Source organism: Marinomonas sp. 63XJN7_7_ISO-PGPR-S23-202, from assembly GCF_056173505.1.
In genome coordinates this window covers 881,065-903,051 of sequence record NZ_CM149677.1, presented here as the reverse complement: position 1 = coordinate 903,051, position 21,987 = coordinate 881,065, and the positions used below count along the sequence as shown (strand labels likewise).

Annotated in this window: 19 protein-coding genes; 4 read left to right on the top strand and 15 right to left on the bottom strand. The window is 45.5% G+C overall.

All coding sequences use genetic code 11. The features are described from left to right. Positions 1-150 precede the first annotated feature (150 nt). On the top strand, positions 151-1,002 hold the full coding sequence (locus AC0VYG_RS04125; protein ID WP_475431085.1) for a thymidylate synthase: 852 nt from the start codon (positions 151-153) through the stop codon (positions 1,000-1,002). Positions 1,003-1,082: 80 nt separating this feature from the next. On the opposite strand, the gene AC0VYG_RS04120 is transcribed toward AC0VYG_RS04125, so the two are convergent. The 5 genes from AC0VYG_RS04120 to AC0VYG_RS04100 all read right to left on the bottom strand — a co-directional run bounded on the left by AC0VYG_RS04120 (position 1,083) and on the right by AC0VYG_RS04100 (position 6,179). Next, on the bottom strand, positions 1,083-1,991 hold the full coding sequence (locus tag AC0VYG_RS04120) for a hypothetical protein (RefSeq protein ID WP_475431083.1): 909 nt from the start codon (positions 1,989-1,991) through the stop codon (positions 1,083-1,085). A 37-nt stretch (positions 1,992-2,028) separates the two neighbouring features. After that, positions 2,029-2,469 carry a GNAT family N-acetyltransferase gene (locus AC0VYG_RS04115; RefSeq protein ID WP_067343111.1) on the bottom strand — a complete coding sequence of 147 codons (441 nt, stop codon included), beginning with the start codon at positions 2,467-2,469 and terminating at the stop codon, positions 2,029-2,031. Positions 2,470-2,546: 77 nt separating this feature from the next. Further along, a complete protein-coding gene (gene lgt, locus AC0VYG_RS04110; protein ID WP_475431082.1) occupies positions 2,547-3,344 on the bottom strand; it encodes a prolipoprotein diacylglyceryl transferase in 798 nt (265 codons plus the stop codon). 34 nt (positions 3,345-3,378) lie between these two features. Then, complete coding sequence (ptsP, locus tag AC0VYG_RS04105) at positions 3,379-5,664, bottom strand: phosphoenolpyruvate--protein phosphotransferase (RefSeq protein WP_475449897.1); 2,286 nt, start codon at positions 5,662-5,664, stop codon at positions 3,379-3,381. Between the two features lie 14 nt (positions 5,665-5,678). Beyond that, on the bottom strand, positions 5,679-6,179 hold the full coding sequence (locus AC0VYG_RS04100) for an RNA pyrophosphohydrolase (protein ID WP_475431080.1): 501 nt from the start codon (positions 6,177-6,179) through the stop codon (positions 5,679-5,681). A 134-nt stretch (positions 6,180-6,313) separates the two neighbouring features. Between AC0VYG_RS04100 and AC0VYG_RS04095 the strand changes: the two genes are divergently transcribed. Further along, positions 6,314-6,970 (top strand): histidinol-phosphatase, encoded by a 657-nt coding sequence (locus AC0VYG_RS04095; RefSeq protein ID WP_475431079.1) that lies wholly within the window; start codon positions 6,314-6,316, stop codon positions 6,968-6,970. Between the two features lie 83 nt (positions 6,971-7,053). On the opposite strand, the gene AC0VYG_RS04090 is transcribed toward AC0VYG_RS04095, so the two are convergent. After that, on the bottom strand, positions 7,054-8,250 hold the full coding sequence (locus tag AC0VYG_RS04090) for a class I SAM-dependent rRNA methyltransferase (RefSeq protein ID WP_475431077.1): 1,197 nt from the start codon (positions 8,248-8,250) through the stop codon (positions 7,054-7,056). Between the two features lie 107 nt (positions 8,251-8,357). Here AC0VYG_RS04090 and AC0VYG_RS04085 point away from each other — a divergent pair, with 107 nt between their 5' ends. Then, a complete protein-coding gene (locus AC0VYG_RS04085; protein WP_475431076.1) occupies positions 8,358-9,224 on the top strand; it encodes an HDOD domain-containing protein in 867 nt (288 codons plus the stop codon). A gap of 184 nt (positions 9,225-9,408) precedes the next feature. Here AC0VYG_RS04085 and AC0VYG_RS04080 read toward each other — a convergent pair whose 3' ends face one another. The 6 genes from AC0VYG_RS04080 to recJ form a co-directional block, all read right to left on the bottom strand. Beyond that, positions 9,409-10,239, bottom strand: coding sequence for an HDOD domain-containing protein (locus AC0VYG_RS04080; protein WP_475431075.1), 831 nt, complete (start codon positions 10,237-10,239; stop codon positions 9,409-9,411). Between the two features lie 125 nt (positions 10,240-10,364). After that, a complete protein-coding gene (locus AC0VYG_RS04075) occupies positions 10,365-11,570 on the bottom strand; it encodes a UbiH/UbiF/VisC/COQ6 family ubiquinone biosynthesis hydroxylase (protein WP_475431074.1) in 1,206 nt (401 codons plus the stop codon). A 94-nt stretch (positions 11,571-11,664) separates the two neighbouring features. Then, positions 11,665-12,987 carry an aminopeptidase P N-terminal domain-containing protein gene (locus AC0VYG_RS04070; protein ID WP_475431073.1) on the bottom strand — a complete coding sequence of 441 codons (1,323 nt, stop codon included), beginning with the start codon at positions 12,985-12,987 and terminating at the stop codon, positions 11,665-11,667. A gap of 59 nt (positions 12,988-13,046) precedes the next feature. Next, positions 13,047-13,637 (bottom strand): UPF0149 family protein, encoded by a 591-nt coding sequence (locus AC0VYG_RS04065; RefSeq protein WP_475431072.1) that lies wholly within the window; start codon positions 13,635-13,637, stop codon positions 13,047-13,049. Between the two features lie 331 nt (positions 13,638-13,968). Continuing rightward, positions 13,969-14,811, bottom strand: a complete 843-nt coding sequence (folD, locus tag AC0VYG_RS04060; protein WP_475431071.1) for a bifunctional methylenetetrahydrofolate dehydrogenase/methenyltetrahydrofolate cyclohydrolase FolD — start codon at positions 14,809-14,811, stop codon at positions 13,969-13,971. 117 nt (positions 14,812-14,928) lie between these two features. Further along, the gene (recJ, locus tag AC0VYG_RS04055) at positions 14,929-16,653 is read right to left on the bottom strand and encodes a single-stranded-DNA-specific exonuclease RecJ (RefSeq protein ID WP_475431070.1); all 1,725 of its coding nucleotides are present in this window, start codon (positions 16,651-16,653) and stop codon (positions 14,929-14,931) included. A gap of 389 nt (positions 16,654-17,042) precedes the next feature. On the opposite strand from recJ, the gene AC0VYG_RS04050 reads away from it, so the two are divergent. Then, a complete protein-coding gene (locus AC0VYG_RS04050) occupies positions 17,043-18,275 on the top strand; it encodes a sugar MFS transporter (protein WP_475431069.1) in 1,233 nt (410 codons plus the stop codon). A 125-nt stretch (positions 18,276-18,400) separates the two neighbouring features. On the opposite strand, the gene AC0VYG_RS04045 is transcribed toward AC0VYG_RS04050, so the two are convergent. From AC0VYG_RS04045 to AC0VYG_RS04035, 3 genes are all read right to left on the bottom strand, one after another. Continuing rightward, a complete protein-coding gene (locus tag AC0VYG_RS04045; RefSeq protein WP_475431068.1) occupies positions 18,401-19,153 on the bottom strand; it encodes a 16S rRNA (uracil(1498)-N(3))-methyltransferase in 753 nt (250 codons plus the stop codon). 67 nt (positions 19,154-19,220) lie between these two features. Then, complete coding sequence (thrC, locus tag AC0VYG_RS04040) at positions 19,221-20,606, bottom strand: threonine synthase (RefSeq protein ID WP_475431067.1); 1,386 nt, start codon at positions 20,604-20,606, stop codon at positions 19,221-19,223. A gap of 13 nt (positions 20,607-20,619) precedes the next feature. After that, a complete protein-coding gene (locus AC0VYG_RS04035; protein ID WP_475431066.1) occupies positions 20,620-21,921 on the bottom strand; it encodes a homoserine dehydrogenase in 1,302 nt (433 codons plus the stop codon). Positions 21,922-21,987: the final 66 nt, after the last annotated feature.

Here is a 21,987-nt window from a genome sequence, read left to right as displayed (position 1 = left end):
ACACCCTTTAAAAATGACGCCGTATCACGGCATTGGGTTAAGACAAAGTGAAGTTCTGATATAATTGTTGGCAATCATTATACTCATGGCAAACAAGAATGCATTTCTCATGCGTTACTATCTTTGCCCGCAACCAGACAAGGCCACCCCATGAAACAATATTTAGACCTTTGCCAGCGCATCATAAACGACGGTGAGTGGGTCAATAACAAACGCACTGGTAAACGTTGTCTGACGGTCATCAATGCGGATTTGACCTATGATGTCAGCAAAGGAGAGTTCCCTCTTGTAACAACCCGTAAAAGTTACTGGAAATCTGCCATTGCGGAAATTTTGGGGTATCTACGGGGTTACGACAATGCAGCCGACTTTCGAGCCCTTGGCACCAAAACATGGGACGCTAACGCCAATCAAAATGACGCCTGGCTAAACAACCCTTATCGTAAAGGCGAAGACGATATGGGACTGTGCTATGGTGCCATTGGACGAGCCTTCCCCAAGCCTGATGGCGGTCATATTGATCTGCTGCAACAAATCATCGATGATTTAAGCTGCGGTGTGGATAACCGTGGTGAGATTTTGACCTTTTATCACCCGGGGGCATTTCATATGGCCTGTCTGCGCCCTTGTATGTACAGCCACCATTTTTCGTTACTGGGTGACACTCTCTATCTAAACAGCACACAGCGCAGCTGTGACGTCCCTCTAGGCCTAAACTTCAACATGGTTCAGGTCTATGTATTGCTTGCCATTGTCGCACAAATAACCGGACATAAAGCAGGACAAGCCTTCCATAAGATAGTGAATGCTCACATCTATGAAGACCAGCTAGAACTAATGCGTGACGTACAACTAAAACGCGAACCCTATCCACTGCCAACGCTGAAAATCAATCCAGAGATCAAATCCCTAAAAGACATTGAAACCTGGGTGACTTTGGATGATTTTACGGTGGAAGGCTACCAGTGCCACGAACCTATTGCTTATCCCTTTTCGGTTTAACCTCTCTCAAACTAAAAAAACGGTGAATCCGAAAGGGTTCACCGTTTTTTGTTAGACGATTTCGCATGGTACCGAGACCGCTACACAACATCCTCTCGGCTTAGAAAAACATAATCCAGAATACGTTCACGCCCGCCCAGCTCTGCGGTTTTAATCGATGGAATATTATCGCTATCAATGTGTCCCATTAACACTCTGTCTTCTGTGTTATGGGTAAGCTGTTGGCATAAGAGCATTTGTGCTTTAGACGATAAATGCTGCCCTTGATAGTCAGGCAAAATGGCTTTTTCGATCATCCAATAGGCATGAATAAAACCTCTAAGACTCTCTTCATAAGCCATTAGGCCTACCCTTGTCCGGCCTTGCATAATCACAAAAACATTGCCCTCAGCAATTAACTCTTGCAGATAGTCTTTATCCGTTGGTGACAGCCTGTCTTTTAATTGAGGCATACGGCGATAAGCTTCTTGATAAGATACGTCAAGCGCACTCAGGCACCAGTGAAGGTCAGACATGAGCGCCTTCTTGAGAACCAAATTATCTGAGCAAGATTCGAAAGAGTGATCACGTGTTGCTTTAGCAGGTAATGAACAGGCGTAAAAGCCCTGATCCTGAATGCCTTTGCCTTTTTCTTTGGCAGGTCGAAGCACGCGAATATGTTGGGCTTGCAACGGCTCCCATAGGTTAAATATTTGTTCTGCGGCTTTGGATGTCAATGGACCGGAACTGGCAGCAAGCTCAATATAAGGCGCTTCTATATTCATATTCAAAAAGCGCGGGCCAGTGAGATAATCCACTCCATCGCAATGAATAATTTTTTGCAAAAAGAAGTCTTGCGGCAACCCCAGCGCTTTAAACGGAAACAAAGCTGAAAAGTCCGCACTCTCACACCAGTCTCGTTGCTCAGACAAGTAGGTTTCTAACCCAGATTTTAAGACACTTGGATCAATGGGAAGAAAACGAAATGACTTGTACAGATAATCCAACATACAACAAAGCTCCTGCTTAAAACCTACTGTTAATTAGTCACACTACCGCCCACTTATAGCGCACTTTCTGACGCGCACCGTGGACATACCCTGGGTCTGTTTTTGGCACCACAACTTGATCTAAATACTCGGCACCTAACTTTTCAATAATGTTAATAGAAGGGGCATTATCAACTTCTGCGGTAATCAGTATGCTCGAATAGAAGTCTTGTATAAAAGGCTTAATCGCCAAACAAGCATACAGCGAATAATGCTTGCCTCGAAACGCTTCATTTATGGCATAACCAAGATGCCCTGCGCAGTTCTGAACATGGCTCGTATTGCCTATGCGAAAATTAATATGGCCGACTACTTCCCCTTTTTCATTCTCGATCAGAAAATGATGGAATGGCACTAATTCACTATCCGTTTTAGGAGGCTCTACATACTTTTCATGGTTTAGCGTCACTGGCCCAAAAACTAACAAGTCGCCGTTCATTTTTTTTCCTCACGATTATTGATCGCCAAGTTCTCTAAATAAAAAACCAGCACTTGGCTGGTTTTATCATCTTACATTTACGTGGTGGGGTATTGTTTCATTTTATAACCATAGATAAGTAAAATAATACCAATGATCACCATCGGCAAAGATAAGACCTGGCCTTCGGTGACCCATCCCCAAGCGAGGTAGCCGATTTGCGGGTCTGGCTCGCGCACGAATTCGGCCAATATACGGAAAATGCCATAACACAATAAGAATAAGCCCGAGACGCAGTAGCGTGGTTTACTCTTTTTCGAGAAAAACCACAAAATACAAAACAACAGCACACCTTCCATCGCAAACTGATACAACTGAGAAGGCTGACGAGGTAGGTGTAATGGGTCCTTAGGAAAAATCATTGCCCATGGCAGTGTACTCGGCTTACCCCATAACTCCCCATTAATAAAATTACCAATACGACCTGCTCCCAAACCAATCGGCACAAAAGGCGCCGCAAAATCGGTAACATCTACCCAGTGTTTATTGTAGCGACGAGCAAAGATCATCATCGCAATAATGACGCCAATTAACCCACCATGGAATGACATGCCGCCATCCCAAATTTGAAACATGACCAAAGGGTGCTTAATAAAAACGGGGAACTGATAAAAAAGAATATAGCCAATACGCCCCCCTAAAATGACCCCCAAGGCGCCATAGAATATCATGTCGCTGACCATTTCTTTCGTCCACAAGCCATTGGATTTCTTAGCGCGGTAATTTCCTAAAAGATACGCGCTAGCAAAGCCAACTAAGTACATAATACCGTACCAATGTACGGCAAGTGGGCCGATGGAAATGGCGATAGGATTAAAATCTGGATAAGCTATCATAGCGGTAGGAACAACCTTTTAATGGACAACTAAATTAATGCGTTGTGGTTTTCGCCGGACGCACCAAACGTTCGATATTTGCTTCGCGCATTAATCGTGTCATAGTTTGGGTCACAGCGTCAGCATGAGTAAGATGAATCACTTGATCCAACATATTTTGCGCTTGATCCATGGAGATATTGCGGATAACCGCTTTCACTTTCGGCAAGCTGGTGGAACTCATCGATAGCACATCATAGCCCATGGCCATTAATATGATGGCTCCCATAGGATCGCCTGCCATTTCACCACAAACACTTAAGTTTATCCCTTCGTTTTTCACTTGTTTTACAATCGAGAGCAAAGCGCGCAAAACCGAAGGATGAAAACAGTTATATAAATCCGCTACACGAGGATTATTACGATCCACCGCTAACAGATACTGAGTTAAATCGTTACTCCCTACAGACATAAAATCTACCAACGAGGCAAGCTCTTTGACTTGATAGACAGCCGCTGGGATTTCTATCATAACGCCCACTTGGGGCATTTTAACATCGTAGCCTTCTTCTTTAATTTCCGCATAGGCTCGGCGAATTAGGGCTAAAGCTTCTTCCACTTCGGCCACATGGGAAATCATGGGCAACATAATTTTTAAATTATGTAGCCCTGCACTGGCTTTGATCATGGCACGAATTTGCGCCATAAAAATCTCCAAGTGATCCAGTGTCACACGAATACCACGCCAACCAAGGAAGGGGTTTTCCTCGCTAATGGGGAAATAAGGTAGCGATTTATCGCCACCAATATCCAAAGTACGAACGGTAACCGGTGCAGGGGCAAAGCCTTCTAATTGTTGGCGATAAATGTGCTCTTGTTCCGCCTCGGTGGGAAAACGATCACGTACCATAAAAGGCACTTCCGTTCGATAAAGACCAATACCCTCGGCGCCACGATCTAAAGATCGAGCAATGTCAGCGGTTAAACCAGTATTCACATAAAGCGACAAACGATAGCCGTCTTGAGTAACACAAGGTAAATCTTTAAGGGTTTCGTACTCTTCTTCTAACTGGCGCTCTTCATCAACAATCTGTTGATAATTCTGTGTCAGATGCTCAGAGGGGTAAGTGAAAATTTGCCCAAGATAACCATCCACAATTAAATTGACTTTATCAAGCTGAGCGTAAGGTAAGTCCAGCGCGCCCATCACCGTCGGAATCCCCATAGCCCGCGCTAAAATCGCCACGTGAGAGTTACCCGACCCCATCACAGAGACAAGGCCTTTGATCTTATCAAGGGGGACTTCACCTAACATAGAAGCCGTCAGCTCTTCCCCAATAATAATAGAAGGCTCTTCAAAGCGCTCTGCTAAGTTAGGTGCCTTAGCCTGTAAATGCGAGAGAATCCGACGCCCCAAGTCTCGAATGTCCGACGCTCGCTCGCGTAAATACGGGTCATCCATGCGATCAAAATGCGCAATGTGCGTCTGAATCACCTGTCGAAGCGCCCCTTGTGCCCAATTTCCTGCGTTGATCTTGTTCTCAACGTCTTTAGACCAAGCATTGTCATCGAGAATTTTTAAATACACATCAAACAGCGCTTTTTCATCATTAGACAAATGCTGGCTAAGGCGATTACTGGCACGACGAATATCTTGGCGAACCGCATCAAGCGCTTGATTAAACTCTTCAATTTCAGTGGCACAATCGTCTACGGTACGATCGGGAATCACATCCAAATCCGCTGGCGGATATACCACCACCCCGCGACCAATGGCCACCCCCGAACTACCGGCAACCCCTTTATAGCGGAAATCCGACCCTGTTGGTGCGGCATGAACACTTAAGCTCGTCATCGCGCCCGTGGCTTCTGCATGGGCAATCACCCCTGCAAGCTGAGCCGATAAGGTAATCAAAAAGGCTTCTTCACCTTCATCAAAGCGACGCTTATCTTCATGCTGAACCACCAGCACACCAAGCACTTGACGATGGTGAATAATAGGCACACCAAGGAACGAGCGATAACGCTCTTCGCCAGTGCCTTTTAAATAGTGAAATGAGGGGTGAATGTGTGCATCTTCTAGGTTAACAGGCTCGGCACGGCGACCCACCAAGCTAACCAAGCCTTCATCGGCTTTCAAGCTGGCACTACCAGCGACATCCGCGTTCAAGCCGCGCGTTGCCATTAGAATGTATTCATTAGTATTGGGATCAACTAAGTAGATCGAACACACTTCTGCCCGCATTGCTCGGCGTACACGTCGAACAATAATGTCCAACGCAACAGGCAATGATTGTGCTGCGGTCACCTCTTGGGTGATACGTCTGAGCAGGCTGAGCATGTTTGTGTTTTCCCTTAGTTAGTCTTTACTATTTTTTCTAATTTGCGATGAGCATTGGGGATCAACTCCTTCAACGCTCGTCGATATACATCTTTTTTAAACGAGACAACCTGGCCTAATGGATACCAATAACTCACCCATCGCCAACCATCAAATTCAGGGCATTCAGTATCATCAACACACACGCAGGTATCAGCACATCGAATGGACAGCAAAAACCACTTTTGCTTTTGTCCAATACACAAAGGCTTACTATTATGCCGAAGCATGCGTTTGGGTAACCGATAACGCAACCATCCTCGGGTTTTCCCCACGATTTCTACTTGATGAGGCTCCAATCCGATTTCTTCTTTCAACTCTCGAAATAATGCATCTTCTGGTGTTTCATCATGCTTTATACCGCCTTGGGGAAACTGCCAAGCATTTTGACCTACTCGTCTCGCCCAAAGAAGTTGGCCACGCTCGTTCATCAATATGATGCCCACATTCGGTCTATATCCGTCTGCATCAATCACGAGCTATCACCTTTTAACTTAAAAACAAATTTGATTCATTGTTCCATAATTCGCCTTGCCGCACAATTAACAGACGTGTTATTTGTAATACTCAAGGTTATACTTTCTATCATTCTCAATCCCAAGGAAACCCAGTGACGCTCGCAATATTTGATTTAGATGGCACCCTGCTCAGTGGTGACAGTGATTATGCATGGGGACAATTCTTAGTAGAAAAAAAACTGGTCGACACTCAGGTTTATAAAGAAGCCAATGATCGTTTTTTTCAACAATACCAAGCAGGTACCTTAGATATTCACGAATATTTAGCCTTTAGCCTAGCCCCACTGACTCAATTCACCCCATCAGAGTTAACTCAATTACATCAAAAATTTATGACAGAAAAAGTGGTCCCCATGATGCAAGAAAGAGCCAATGCTCTAATTCAGGATCATAAAAAACAAGGTCATTTTTTATTAATGATCACGGCCACCAATCAGTTTGTCACCGGCCCGATTGCCACTGCTCTGGGCATGGATCATATTATTGCCCCTATTCCAGAAGTTATTAACGGACAATACACAGGCAATATTGTTGGTGTGCCAAGCTTTCAGGAAGGCAAAGTGACCCGCTTAAACGACTGGCTGAAAGAAACAGGTTATTCACTGGCAGGGAGCTACTTTTATAGCGACTCACGCAACGATCTGCCGTTATTAGAATTAGTCGACCACCCAGTCGCAGTTGACGCAGACGACGTTCTAAGCAAGATCGCTAAAGAGCGCGGTTGGCCGCATATTTCCCTTCGTCACTAAATAATAAACAACCAAAACAAAAAGTGCCTTTGCTCAGCGAAGCAAAGGCACTTGTTTACCGTCAATAGATGGCCATAGGGACATTACAACCCCATATTGTTATGTATGCGATAGAACAAGGCTTTTAGGTATTCCGTTTCTTCGATTGCCGGATGAACCGGATGATCTGGTGCCTGTGTACCACGATAAATTAACTGCGAAAAACGCTCAAGTTGCCGCGAGTTGCTACGCACTATATCATGTAAACGGTTGGTCTCTAGATGCATTGAACAAGAACCAGTCACTAAAACGCCCCCTTTCGCTACCAAGCGCATCGCGAGCTGATTGGCGCGATGATAAGCCCCTTCTCCCGCTTTGATGTCTTTACGGCGGGCAATAAACGCGGGGGGATCCATGACAACTACATCAAAACGGGCTTTATCGTCGATCAAAGATTGCATGGCATCAAACGCATCACCATGCATAAGATTGGCATCCCCTTCGTATTGATTAAGCTTTAAGTTTTCGTCCACGTGACTTAACGCACTTTCTGATGCATCAATAAAGGTGACGTCAGTTGCTCCAGCGGCGGCCGCTTGCACGCCCCAACCGCCCACATAAGAAAAAACATCCAGCACTCGCTTACCATCACAAAACCCTTGCATGGTTTTACGGTTTTCTCTGTGATCATAGAACCAACCGGTTTTTTGACCATCCCATACAGGCGCTTGAAATAAAACGTCGTTTTCTTGCAAAAAAACCAACTCAGGAACGGTTCCAAAAGCTTCTTCTACGTACGTCTCTAACCCTTCGATTTGACGCATTTTGCCATCGTTTTTTAGTAAAATTGCCGTCGGCTTGATGACTTCCTGTAGGGCTTCGACAATCTCATTTTTCAGACGTTCCATGCCCGCTGTCGAAATCTGTATCACTAGAATATCGGCGAAGCGGTCCACCACCAACCCCGACAACCCATCCGAATCCCCAAATACTAGGCGATAATAAGGGCCTGAGTAGACCATTTCACGCAACGACAAGGCAATTTTAATGCGATGAACCAAAGTCGATTTGTTCAATACGGTATCAACATTTCGACTCACTAATCGACCACAAATCAAGGTATTAGGGTTCACCGTCGCAATACCAAGGGGTTTTCCTTGTGCTGTTTCGACAACCACTTGATCACCCGGTGTAAATTGCTTTAATGGCGTCTTATTGGTATCTACTTCATTACTATAGATCCATTGATGGCCTGCTCTAAGACGACGATCTGCTTGCCCTTTTAGTCGAATAACGCTCAAAACTTTCCCCAGTACATTTAAAAAAGGCTATTATAAAGCGTACAGTCTCAATTGCCATGTATTACGCTATTGATACCCTAATTGTCTTTGTTTGAAACGGTCTTTTTATGTCCTCAGAATTAAATGAAAATCAACTTAAACGAGTCCTTCAAGGCATTAGCATCCCACCACAACCTCAAGTGATGGTGGATCTTCATATGGAACAGGCCATGCCTGAGCCAGATATGACACGGATTGCTGAGATCATTTCACAGGATGTGGGCTTATCCGCTGCGGTGTTAAAATTCGTCAACTCCGCATTTTTTGGCTTACCAAGAAAAATCACCTCGATACAACAGGCCGTCATGTTACTTGGCGTGACCACCATCACCAATATTGTAAATGGCTTAGCGGTTAAGAGTGAATTATCAGACGATGCCATTCAAGCCATGCATTCCTTTTGGGACAACGCAATGGATGTGGCCGCCGTTAGCGCCAGCCTTGCCAAACAATTGGGGTTCAAATATCAAGACGAAAGTTATGCCCTTGGCCTTTTCCACAACGCTGGCATCCCGTTAATGATGAAGCGCTTTGATGGCTATAAAGACGTTCTGATAAAAGGCTATCAGGATGAAAACTTTGAGCTTACCAATGTTGAGAACCAAACGTTTAAAACCAATCACTCCGTTGTTGGCTACTACCTCGCAAAATCTTGGGGACTGCCAAAGAGCTGTTGTGCCGTCATCGCCTACCACCACCGAATTGATCGTTTATTTACCAACCGAGTACCGGGTGATACCACTAACCTCACCTTTGCAGCCATTTTGAAAATGTCAGAGCACATCGCCGGCACTTATAAACACTTGGGTTGTGCTGAAGAAGATTACGAATGGGATAACAATAAACATTTTGTGCTTGAACATTTGGACCTTACGGAATACGACTTTGAAGGGCTAGTCGAAGTATGTAGAGAACAAGGCATCGGTACTGCATAAGTCTCCCGACGGTTAACCACTCAAATAACCGTTCTAAAGAATTCAGCTTAATCAATATGCCACGGAAGGTGTGTCTATATTTGCTTACCTTAATCTCTACACAGACGACCTCATCCTTCTAGCCATCTACATCCATGTAAAGATCAACAAATGGACAATGCCTATTACTTAACATCGTCACCCGTTAATACATAATATGACTAAGCTCATTATCCAAGTTAAGTGCTTGGTCTACATCGTCTAGAGTGAGTGGTGTTATGCCCGCCGCTTTAACAACCGCTAACGGCAAACCTTCTTGAACAATCTCTACCTCACGCTCGTTTCGAATACAAGCATTAAGATAACAAGCTAAGTTTAAGATACAGGCTAAGGGCTGAGGAGACTGCTGTTCCGCAAAAGGACGTTTATGATGTTTCACTGCCTCGCCTAATTCAGTGGGGAACTTCCATAGATCTAATAAGGCTTTACCCGCCTCTTGTGTCGTAAAACCAAGCGCTTCCGTTTCTATCCTAAATCGATTCCCTTTACCCTGCTTGACTTGCTCTTGAATTGAAATGGCTAATTCAGGTTCAGCAAGGTGCAGCAATAGCCGTCCAATATTATGAACAATTCCCGCCGTAAAAGCCTCATCATCATCCACTAAGCTAGTACGTTTGCCTAACCACTGCGCCAACTCCGCGACGGCAAAGGAATCATGCCAAAAGTCTCTTAAATCAAGCCCTTGAACACTCTCAACCGAGTTAACAAAACCAGAGGCAATCACCATGGTTTTTAATTTATTCGTACCGAGGATAGCGATGGCTTCATCAATCGAATAGACTTTTCTGGACAAGCCAAAATAGGCAGAGTTAACTGCGCGTAATACCTTCAAAGAAATGGTCTGATCGTGTACTACTTTTTCCGCTATAACAGAGAAATGAACATCAGGGTCTTTCAAGGCTTCGATCAACTCTAAAACGACATCTGGTACGTTGGGAAGCTTATCCGTTTGTTTTAATAATGTTGATATTTGCATAAAGCACTGCCTCTACTTCTTATCAATAAGACAACATCAGCCTATGCAACAGTATGGACTTTGCAATCTCAAAAAAGTAGCGTTTTGCAATCTGACTCAATAATATTTATTTCGCTCCCTCAAGACTAGGAGAAAGAAGATAAACCAGCAGCCCTCGCCACCAGCTTTTGTTTCAACCTTGGCATATTATGAAATCCCGTCATTCCCATATTGCGCAGTTGCACAACAAAGGGGTTTTGCGTTGCAAACAGACGTTTGAAACTTTCCATACCAGCGGCCATCGCAATATTATCCAACATACGCGCACGCTGAAAACGTCTTAATACCCGAGATTGTCCAAGGTATTCACCACGCTTTTTCGCTTTCGTCAGTACCGCGACCAACGCTTTCACATCACCAAAACCTAAGTTCGCGCCCTGCCCTGCTAACGGATGAATGGTGTGTGCAGCATCACCAATCAAGGCAAGACCTGACTTCACATACTGCTTCGCATGACGCTGACGCAGTGGAATCGCATAGCGTTTCGTGGTGAGCCCTAACACCTTAAAGCGCTTACCAATGGCGTAATGCAACCGGGTGGCAAACGCGTTGTCATCAAGCGCCATCAAGGCCTCACTTTCTTTAGGCGGCACCGACCAAACAATTGAGACGAAGTGTCGATCATCTACATCCGGCAAAGGCAGAAACGCCAAAATCCCTTCTTCACCAAAACACTGCCATGCTGTGTTCTCATGGGAACGGTCTATTTCTAAGGTTGCAACAATCGCATGATGACCGTAATCCCACTCTACCGTATCGAACGCATTTTGCGTTCTCAGTAAAGACAAGGCACCATCTGCGGCAATCAGGGTTTGCGCCTCTAACGGGAGACCAGAAGCCAACTCCACCTTAACGCCCGCGTCACTTAACTGATGAGATACCAAGGTTTCTTCAAAGTATAAATCAATGTTCGACTCTTGTTTGGCTTGCTCTATTAAGGCATCACATAAGACATTGTTTTCGACCAAGTGCCCTAATTCCGGCATGGCGGCTTTTTGCGCATTAAAGTCAATGTAGCCTTGTCCTAAGCCATCCCAGACAACCATGTTGTTGTAGGCCGCCAGACGATGTTGATCAATACGCTGCCACGCCCCAGACGACTCAAGGAGCGTCTTAGATTGACTAGAAAGAGCACTGACTCGCGCATCATAATGTGGTGGTGTGGACAGGGGATACTGCCCATTGTTTTTATCAATAATAGCAACACGTAACGATGACTGAGCAAGCAAAATTCCAGCGAGTGCGCCAACCATACCGGCTCCGACCACTATTACATCGTATTGCTTTGCCATCTTTACTGCTCCATTTGTTGTGATTCATCAGGTTACTGCAGCCTATCCGTTGACTAGCAACGTCATAGGCTGACTAGTTTTATCATATTGATTGTTATCGGTTTTCAGCCATAAAAGCTTCTATTTCCACAATCTCTTTTGGCAGGCCATGGGTGAGTACATAGGGCCCTTCTTTGCGGATCAAAATATCGTCTTCAATACGAATACCGATACCACGCCACTTTTTATCTACGGATTCATTATCGGGTGAAACATAGAGACCAGGCTCTATGGTCAAGGTCATGCCTTCTTCCAATAAACGGGACTCGCCATTGATTTTATAGGCGCCACAATCATGCACATCCAAGCCTAACCAATGTCCCGTATTGTGCATATAGAAATCACGGTAGGCTTTGCTTTCGATCAGGGAATCCACTTCCCCTTTTAGCAATCCATGTTCGACCAAGCCCTGCGTCAACACTCTGACTGCCGCATTATGATAAGCCTCATAAGGTGTCCCCACATTAAGCTCTTTCATACCTGCATGATAAGCGTCCAACACCACTTGATATAAGATGGCTTGAGGCTCAGTGAATTTCCCACTGGCCGGGAAGGTACGGGTAATATCCCCAGCGTAGCCGCCATACTCCGCCCCCGCATCAATCAGGACCAGATCATCTTGCTTAATGGTTTGGTCATTTTGGATGTAATGCAATACACAAGCATTATTGCCAGAGGCGACAATATTGTTATACGCAGGCTGACGCGCGCCAGACTTCATAAAGACATAATTTAATTCTGCTTCTAGCTCGTACTCTTTCATACCTGGACGAACGGTTCGCATGGCTTGTTTATGCGCTTCTACGCTGATTTGAGCCGCTTTTTCCAATAAGACAATTTCTTCTTCGTCTTTGTGCAAGCGCATCTCAGCAATATAAGGAGTCAAATCAATCAAACTAGTCGGCGCGACCGCCCCCGCACGGGCGCGGGCAGCCAATTGATCGCGCCAGCCCATCAGCTGTTGACGCAGATGGTCATCACCGAATAAAAACGCAACCTGTTCTGCACCGTCTAAAAATGCCAATGCAGTCTTATCCAGTTCATCAGTGGTAGTGGCGTCATTCACACCAAATTCCTTAATCGCGCCCTCTACACCATAACGAAAGCCATCCCATTGCTCTCTTTCCGGGTCTTTAGGTAACGTCACTAGAAGCGTATCACCATTGCCCTTGATCAAGGCATAAGCACTGGGCTCAGGAAATCCAGTTAAATAAAAGAAACTACTGTGAGGGCGAAACTCGTATTCACAGTCATTATTACGAGTAGCAAGTTCACCCGTACGAATAATAGCGACCGCGTTGTTTGGCAGTGACTCAATCAAACGCTGACGACGAGCTTGGTATGTTTGCTTCTCTACTATCAGACTTTCTGTATTCATCCTACTCTCTCTTATATTGATTGGTCGTCCATCACGCTAGCCGACACGATAATATGGAATTAGTGTATTGAAGATTGTTTGGTATGATCCACATCTGGATTCACTTCATGGTGCTCAGAATAGAGCATCATGGCCGACAAACGGGCGTATTCCACCAATTCGGTCAAATCCGCTTCATTGTCATTGTTTTCCTCTAAGGTTTCCATTTGCGCTTTCATACCAGAAATATTGGCTAAATCACGCAGTATTTGCTTGGTTTCTTCGGATAAATCTTTCTTTTGCCCCGACAAACCATAGCCCGCTAGGAAACCATGTGCCCATTGGGATAATGTTGTTCCACGCTCGCTTAGAGGCGAATCATCATCACTGATACAAGGTACAAGAGCGTATTCACCATTTTGGAACAGGGTCAGTGTCGCGGTATAAAACTCCACAATCGCGGCACGGCTCGCTTCTTCTTTCCAGCCTTCGATATCACAAAACTCTACCACCATAGTGAGCCAATCTTCTAATGGTAAGGCAACACCAGAGGCCAGATAGCCACATAATTGACCATGTAATTCGGCGGGGGACGCGGCAATGGATTCGGTGACAAACACGTCAGCAATGAGGTCAAAATCTAACGCGTCTTTTAACATTTCTGTGGACATGGAATGTCTACCTATTTCTGTTCACTTTAAGAAAAACCTATATTGCTCTTGAAACATATCACTTGTGAAACGTGGCGCTTTTGAAATCAGAGCAAAGGCTGCAAAGCAAGAAGCCGTACCCGACTTAGGCACGGCTCCCTATTTTATACTATCCATTTAGATAATAGAGGCTGTTGCAAAACTACTGTGCTTGATAATTCAGTGTTAAAAATCACCTCAAAATGCTCATTTATAGGTATAAACTCTGCTTTTTCAGCGATTTTTGCCTTGCCTTATCTTCGCTCGCTACCTTTTGCGACACCCTCTAATATGGGGAAGTATTATGAGAGTTTCAAGCCAGCTGTTTAAGACCTGACTCAAGTGTTTGCAAAATCAAGGTGTTGATTGTCATCGGCCCCACGCCACCAGGAACAGGCGTGTAAGCGGCCACACGGTCTACCAATGGTGCCAGCTCAATGTCTCCTACGCCACCTGGATGGTAACCGGCATCCACAACGATAGCGCCGTCTTTGATCCATTCGGCTTTAATAAATTCCGGCTTACCTACCGCACCAACGATCACATCGGCTTGTTTAATAAAGTCGGGGAGATTTTGCGTACGAGAATGGCAAATAGTGACTGTCGCATTGGCATTCAGCATCATCATCGCCATTGGCTTACCCAAAATAGGACTACGGCCCACAACTACAACGTGCTTACCTTCCAGATTTACATCGTAAGCCGCCAACAAACGCATAATGCCTGCGGGTGTCGCGGCACCATATGCAGGCTCTTGCATAGCCATACGGCCAAAACCAAGACAAGTCACACCATCAACATCTTTATGGGCGGCGATCGCATCAAAACACAGGCGCTCATTAATTTGCGCTGGTACAGGATGCTGAAGCAAAATACCATGCACATCCGAGTTGTTATTCAGTTCTTGAATTTTAGCAAGCAGTTGCTCAGTGGTGGTGGTCTCTGGCAATTCTATCGCCATTGAATCCATACCAACACGACGGCAAGCATTGCCTTTCATTTTTACATAGGTCGCGGAAGCTGGATCCGCTCCAACAAGAATGGTTGCCAAAATAGGGGTGCCGCCAGTGCGCTCTTTCAGCTGCGCAACTTGAGCTTGCAGACGGGTTTCGGTTTCTTTGGCGCAAAGCTTGCCGTCAAGAACCTGTGCAGTCATGGATGAACTCCTGCAAAATTAATAAGTGGTGAATTGAGGGAGAGGCATTATACCTCAACTTTTTGCTGGATAGGCAGCTTGGCGGTTTTTTCTTCTCTGACTAAACCTGAAACGACATTAGGCCGGTTCAATATGATCGACCAATAGCTGTAAATTGCGCTGGCCCCGAAACTCGTTGATATCCAGTTTATAGACCAAGTGTGCTTGCTTGCACTGCTCATTGGGCCACTGTTCCAAGTCCACAAAAAAGCGAATCGCATCCAGCAGTAAGCCACTATTGGGTTCACGCACCATCAACTTCAAATGCTTTTCCCCTACAAGGCGCTGCTGTAAAATATCAAAGACCCCATCAAAACTCGGCTCAGGAAACGCTTGCCCCCAAGGCCCAGATAAACGCACTTGCTCGGCAAAACTTAAACTGAAATCTTCAGGTGCTAGCGGGCCATCGGTCCAAGCAACAGCTTCCAGCTGTTCTGGCGTCACCCATTCACTGATAATGACATCAAACGCCAAACGAAACGCTTCATAATGGGATTCTTTGATCGACATGCCTGCGGCCATTGCATGACCACCAAATTTACTCAGCAGCTGTGGATAACGCTTTGCCAATAGATCCAACGCATCACGAATATGCACTCCGGGTATCGAACGAGCGGAGCCTTTAAGCTCATCCTCTGAAACTCGCGCAAAAGCAATCACCGGACGATGGCACTTCTCTTTCATCCGTGAGGCTAAAATCCCAATCACCCCTTGGTGCCAATCTGGGTCATAAAAACACATACCATTAGGCATGGCTTGCGCATCCTCTTTCAGAGAGGCCAATGCCAATTCAGCTTGCTCTTTCATGTCCGCTTCTATGGTTTTTCGCTCTCGGTTGAATTGATCTAACTGCTGAGCCAATTGACGTGCTTGATGAGAATGCACAGCAAGCAAACACTCAATTCCCACCGACATATCGTCAAGGCGTCCAGCCGCATTGAGCCTTGGGCCAACCACAAATCCCAGGTCAGACGCCTTTAATTGTGTATGGTCACGGCGCCCAACCTCTAATAGAGCCAAAATACCAGGACGAGCTTGGCCTGCTTGGATACGTTTAATACCTTGCTGCACCAAAATGCGGTTATTACTGTCTAGGGGCACCACATCCGCGACCGTCCCTAACGCCACCAAATCCAAATATTCTGCCAAATTCGGCATGGCAATATGTTGTTCTTCGAACCAATGGCGACGCTTGAGTTCGGCACGCAACGCACTCATGACATAAAAAATCACCCCAACACCCGCCAGGTTTTTGCTTTCGAAGCCACATTGTGGGTGGTTGGGGTTGACTATCGCATCAGCTTGCGGCAGCGCCGCACCCGGTAAATGGTGATCCGTTACCACCACCTTCATACCATAGGACTTTGCAGCGAATACCCCATCGATACTGGCAATGCCGTTATCCACCGTGATCAGGACAGCAGGCTGTTTGTCTTTTGCCACTTCAACAATTTCGGGCGTGAGACCATAACCAAACTCAAAACGGTTAGGAACCAAATATTCCGGCGCAATGGCTCCCATTGCCTCTAAAGCCAGTATGCCTAAGCTGGTGCTGGTGGCCCCATCTGCATCAAAATCCCCGACAATAAGAATTTTTTGACCTGCGACAATAGCATCCGCCAGAATATTCGCGGCATCGGTTAAGCCAAAAAGAGGTTCCGGGCGCATTAAGCGCGGCAGCCGATAATCCAGCTCATCAACAGAGCTGACTTCCCGAGACATCAATACACGCTGTAAGGTCGGAGACATGGTGCTGGGAAAATGATTGTTTTTCGTTAATAAAGGGCGACGTTCAATGCGCATAAAACTCTAGACAGTCCACAGATGAAAATTCATTCAGCGCTAGATAGTAACACAAAGCGTTAATCTAAGGCTGACAGAGTCATGACCTATTCATCACAATAACACTATTAATTAGTATCGTTTCGTTCTAAATCCACGCTCATTTCATTGCAAACGCGTAAGATTCCGCAAGACTTCTTTACACTAATGAAATAAAAAAGGAAGGATATAGGTTTATCTAATAATCCAAGCCCCTTTTACACACATTGTCGATATTCCAATGCTACGATTAGCCGCTTTTTTGATTTGGGCAAGAACTTATGTTCAATCCCCCTATGCCCAAAGATAAAGTGTTTAAAAATCTAAAGATAAAAATTGAGCTTTCTCTTTAACACTTATCGGAAAAAATTATGACAACACATTCCCAAGATGCGGCAAAAGGCCAGCCAAATTACCGATTTGCGCTTACTGCCTTAACATCATTATTTTTCATGTGGGGTTTTATTACCTCGCTCAATGATATATTGATCCCCCACTTAAAAGGAGTCTTTGACCTCTCCTATACCCAAGCAATGTTGATCCAATTTTGCTTCTTTGGGGCGTACTTCATTATCTCCGTTCCAGCTGGTAACCTAGTCAAAAAAGTAGGTTTTCAACGGGGTATTGGCATTGGCTTGATGATTGCCGCCGCTGGCTGCTTATTGTTTGTTGCCGCCGCCAAAGCACAACTTTACATAGTCTTTTTAGGGGCGCTGTTCGTGCTGGCAGCAGGCATTACCATTCTTCAGGTTGCCGCGAACCCACTTGTTACCGTAATGGGCCCATCAGAAACCGCTTCTAGCCGTTTGACACTTTCTCAAGCCTTTAACTCATTAGGCACCACTGTTGCTCCATTAGTGGGTGGCGCCTTGCTATTTACCGTCGTCGGTCAATACGCCAGTAAGGCACAAGAAGCGGAAAGTGTTATCGTTCCATACATTGGCTTAGCGGTCATTCTATTAGCACTGGCCTTTATCTTTACTCGTATCCATCTTCCTAAACCTGAAGAAGAGCAAGTAGACGACACTGCGGCTCCGACTATCAGCATTTTAAAACATCGCCATTTGGTGTTGGGCGCGGTTGGCATCTTTATGTATGTCGGCGCGGAAGTGTCTATTGGTAGCTTATTGGTTAACTTCTTTGGCTTAAAAAATATTGCCAACTTACCCGAAGCCACAGCAGCCCATTACGTAGCTTACTACTGGGGCGGTGCAATGGTTGGTCGCTTTATTGGCGCCGTATTAATGCAACGTATGTCGGCTGGCAAACTGCTTGCGATCAATGCCAGTGTCGCGATTTTGCTCTTGATCAGCACCATTATGAATGACGGTCACGTGGCTATGTGGTCTGTGTTAGTGATTGGTTTATTTAACTCCATCATGTTCCCAACCATCTTCAGTTTGGCACTAAAAGACTTAGGCCCTCAAACAAGCCAAGGCTCGGGGTTACTTTGTCTTGCCATCGTGGGTGGTGCAATTTTGCCTGTGATTCAAGGTTCGCTTGCTGATCACATTGGTCTACAAGCCTCTTTCATCATGCCAGTGGTTTGTTACTTGTACATTGCCTACTATGGTTTGATTGGCTCCAAGCCAGCTAAAAGCTAATTATGGAATAAGTGGTTTCAGCAAACCGCTTTAATAAAAAATCCCCCAACACCAAAAGTGTTGGGGGATTTTTTTATGGCTGAACCCATTAAAAGCTTACCAATGGGCTAACAATTTTCATTTTCCTATGACGATAACCCTGCTGGATATAAACGTGACAGCAAGACAGGTACCACGGTTTCGACACGCAAAATCCGCTCTCCAAGATGCACTGACTCCATTCCCGCTGCTAGCCATTTAGCCACTTCAAATTCGTTCCACCCGCCTTCTGGGCCAAGGGCTAATACACTCGGCTCATGAAGATTCACAGGACAAGCTTGAGCTTGATAAGGATGCGCTAACAACCCCCTCTTTCCTTCCAGAATCTTAGGCAATTGATCTTCAACAAAAGGACGGAAACGAGGCACCAACTGACACGTAGGCATCATGGTATCCTTTGCTTGCTCCAACCCTTCTAAGAGTACCGGGCCAATCACATCAGGCTGCACAACAGGGCTTTGCCAATAACTCTTTTCCACTTTCGCCGAGTGAATTAGGTAGATTTCTTTCACGCCCATCGCACTCATGTTTTGCAATGTCCGCTTTAACATATTCGGGCGAGGCAACGCCATCACAACCACTATAGGCAAGGGCGCTGGCGGCTCCAAGGTAAGCGAGAGAGAATGTATGGTCCCTGTACCATTAACACGATCGCCCTTTGGCTCTTTATCTGGCGCTTGATATACCCCTTCACCAATCTTGCCATTCAACACCCCCACACGGAGCATATCCCCCGACGAAGCTTTGATGACGCGACTAATGTGCAGCTGTTGGCGATCGGATAGCGCATACACGCCCTCCCCCAGAGATTGCTTAGGGTCTAAAACAATGAGGTTCATAGGTTGATTTACTTATTGGAAATGAAAAGAGCCCGCGTCAACCAACGGGCTCTCTAACGGTTAGATATTAGATATTGTTAGAAACAAACGCCTGAACGTCACTCAAGCTATTGTCGAGCACCGTATAAGACTCTTCACGCTCGAACAAATCTTTCATGTGCTCAGGCAACACAGGCGTTTGACAACCCGCTTTCTCTACCGCTTCTGGAAACTTCACAGGGTGAGCCGTTGCTAAGGTAATCATTGGGACCGATGCATCTTTGCGACACTGACGGGCTGCTTCAAGGCCAATCGCCGTATGAGGGTCAAGCAGATACTGTGTATCAGCAAAGACTTTCGCGATCACGTCACAAGTCTTCTCATCATCGACTTTGTAACTATCAAAGTGCTCTTTCACATAAGACCAAGCTTGATCATTCAGCGATACATCGCCTTTATTAAAGCGCGACATTAAATCATCAATCGCAGCACCATCACGGCCATGGGCATCAAATAACAAGCGCTCAAAATTACTGGACACCATAATGTCCATACTAGGCGATAGGGTCACGTTCAGTGACTGACGACTCATATCGTTTTGCGCGATAACACGGTGAAGAATATCGTTTTGGTTTGTCGCAACCACCAATTGATCAATCGGCAAGCCCATTTTCTTCGCCAAATAGCCCGCAAAAATATCCCCGAAATTTCCGGTTGGTACAGAGAAAGACACTTTGCGATGTGGGGTTCCAACGGACAAAGCGGACGAAAAGTAGTAAACGATCTGCGCCATAATGCGCGCCCAGTTGATCGAGTTAACCGCCCCTAATTTAGCGCCATTTAAAAAAGACTGATCCGCAAAGCTGGCTTTCACCATGCCTTGGCAGTCGTCAAAATTGCCTTTTACCGCGATATTAAAAACATTATCGTCAATGACTGTGGTCATCTGGCGACGTTGCACTTCTGATACTCGTTGGTATGGGTGCAAAATAAAAATATTTAAGTGATCAGAATGACGACAACCTTCAATGGCAGCAGACCCAGTATCACCCGAGGTCGCGCCCATAATGACTAATTTTTCATTACGTTCAGATAAAACGTAATCCATCAATCGGCCAAGTAATTGCAATGCAAAATCTTTAAAGGCAAGGGTTGGGCCACGGAATAATTCAAGAACCCATTCGTTGTTATCCGTTTGCACCATAGGGGCAATAGCTTGATGATTAAAGTTTGCATAGGCATCGTGGATCATGGACTTAAACGCATCCGCTGGGATATCCCCCTCCACAAATGGCCACATAACGTTAAACGCTAATTCTTGGTAGCTCAGGTCCGCCCAAGAAGCAATCTCTTCTTTACTATAATGAGGCAAGGTTTCTGGTACATATAAACCACCATCGTTTGCCAAGCCTGCCAACAGCACGTCACTAAAAGACAGGGCAGGCGCTTTACCACGAGTCGAAATGTATTTCATATCTTGTTCTCTCTTATGCCAAATTTTCAACACGAATGCGCTGTACGGTTCCTGCGACATCCGGTAAAGCTTCAATGGAAGCAATCGCGGCATTCATATTTCGTTCTTTTACATCATGCGTCATGATCACCAGAGGCACCAGCTCACTGCCTTCACGTTCACGCTGAATAATAGATTCGATACTAATCTCATTCGATGACAAAATTTGGGTAATGGTGGCCAATACACCCGCACGATCTTTAATGGTCATATTCAGGAAGAAACCACACTCAATTTCTTCTATTGACAAAACGTCTGTATCAGACAACGCATCGGCTTGGAAAGCCAAATGCGGCACACGGTTATGAGGATCCGCCGTTAACGTACGGGCAACATCAATAACATCAGCCACAACAGAGGATCCGGTAGGCAAACCACCCGCTCCCGCGCCGTAAGTCAGCGTTGGGCCAACCGCATCCCCTTTGACCATGACGGCATTCATCACACCATTCACATTGGCCAACAAATGCTTATGAGAAATCAGTGTAGGATGAACTCGCAATTCAATTCCCGTTTTGGAGCGACGCGCCATACCAAGGTGTTTTACGGCATACCCTAAATCATCAGCAAAGGCCACATCTTCCGCTGTGATACGGCTGATGCCTTCGGTGTAGGTCTTCTCAAACTGCAGAGGTATGCCAAAAGCAATGGAGGCCAAAATCGTCAATTTATGTGCAGCATCAATACCTTCAATGTCAAAAGTCGGATCAGCTTCGGCATAACCTAACGCTTGAGCTTCCGCTAACACGTCATCAAAATCACGACCTTTTTCACTCATTTCAGTCAGAATAAAGTTACCTGTACCATTAATGATACCCGCCAACCATTCAATTCGGTTCGCCGACAAACCTTCGCGCAAAGATTTGATAATGGGAATACCACCCGCCACAGCCGCTTCAAACGCAATCATGACGCCTTTTTCGCGAGCTCTCGCAAACAGCTCATTACCATGCTCGGCAATCAAGGCCTTGTTGGCCGTCACTACGTGCTTACCGTTCTCAATCGCCGTTAACACCAGCTCTTTCGCCACGGATGTACCACCAATCAATTCCAGCACGATATCAATATCTGGGTTGTTGGCGACATCAAAAATATCACGAGTCACTTTAATGCCTGTGGTGTCACAAGCATCATTATCACGTCGGGCACCCACTTGCTCGATCACAATACTGCGGCCAACACGTCTGGTAATCTCTTCCGCATTCTTGCGAAGAATATTAAAACTGCCAGAACCTACTGTTCCTAGCCCACAAATCCCGACTTTTACCGGTTCCAAAACTACACCCCACAGAGACAGTTTGATTTTTATAAAACTTATTCAAAAATTGCCATTTAAAGTCAT

Excerpts from the sequence above, each read along its gene's own strand:
- AC0VYG_RS04125 (WP_475431085.1), top strand. The coding sequence starts at position 151 with ATGAAACAATATTTAGACCTTTGCCAGCGCATCATAAACGACGGTGAG.
- AC0VYG_RS04120 (WP_475431083.1), bottom strand. The coding sequence starts at position 1,991 with ATGTTGGATTATCTGTACAAGTCATTTCGTTTTCTTCCCATTGATCCA.
- AC0VYG_RS04115 (WP_067343111.1), bottom strand. The coding sequence starts at position 2,469 with ATGAACGGCGACTTGTTAGTTTTTGGGCCAGTGACGCTAAACCATGAA.
- lgt (WP_475431082.1), bottom strand. The coding sequence starts at position 3,344 with ATGATAGCTTATCCAGATTTTAATCCTATCGCCATTTCCATCGGCCCA.
- ptsP (WP_475449897.1), bottom strand. The coding sequence starts at position 5,664 with ATGCTCAGCCTGCTCAGACGTATCACCCAAGAGGTGACCGCAGCACAA.
- AC0VYG_RS04085 (WP_475431076.1), top strand. The coding sequence starts at position 8,358 with ATGTCCTCAGAATTAAATGAAAATCAACTTAAACGAGTCCTTCAAGGC.
- AC0VYG_RS04080 (WP_475431075.1), bottom strand. The coding sequence starts at position 10,239 with ATGCAAATATCAACATTATTAAAACAAACGGATAAGCTTCCCAACGTA.
- AC0VYG_RS04075 (WP_475431074.1), bottom strand. The coding sequence starts at position 11,570 with ATGGCAAAGCAATACGATGTAATAGTGGTCGGAGCCGGTATGGTTGGC.
- AC0VYG_RS04070 (WP_475431073.1), bottom strand. The coding sequence starts at position 12,987 with ATGAATACAGAAAGTCTGATAGTAGAGAAGCAAACATACCAAGCTCGT.
- AC0VYG_RS04065 (WP_475431072.1), bottom strand. The coding sequence starts at position 13,637 with ATGTCCACAGAAATGTTAAAAGACGCGTTAGATTTTGACCTCATTGCT.
- folD (WP_475431071.1), bottom strand. The coding sequence starts at position 14,811 with ATGACTGCACAGGTTCTTGACGGCAAGCTTTGCGCCAAAGAAACCGAA.
- recJ (WP_475431070.1), bottom strand. The coding sequence starts at position 16,653 with ATGCGCATTGAACGTCGCCCTTTATTAACGAAAAACAATCATTTTCCC.
- AC0VYG_RS04050 (WP_475431069.1), top strand. The coding sequence starts at position 17,043 with ATGACAACACATTCCCAAGATGCGGCAAAAGGCCAGCCAAATTACCGA.
- AC0VYG_RS04045 (WP_475431068.1), bottom strand. The coding sequence starts at position 19,153 with ATGAACCTCATTGTTTTAGACCCTAAGCAATCTCTGGGGGAGGGCGTG.
- thrC (WP_475431067.1), bottom strand. The coding sequence starts at position 20,606 with ATGAAATACATTTCGACTCGTGGTAAAGCGCCTGCCCTGTCTTTTAGT.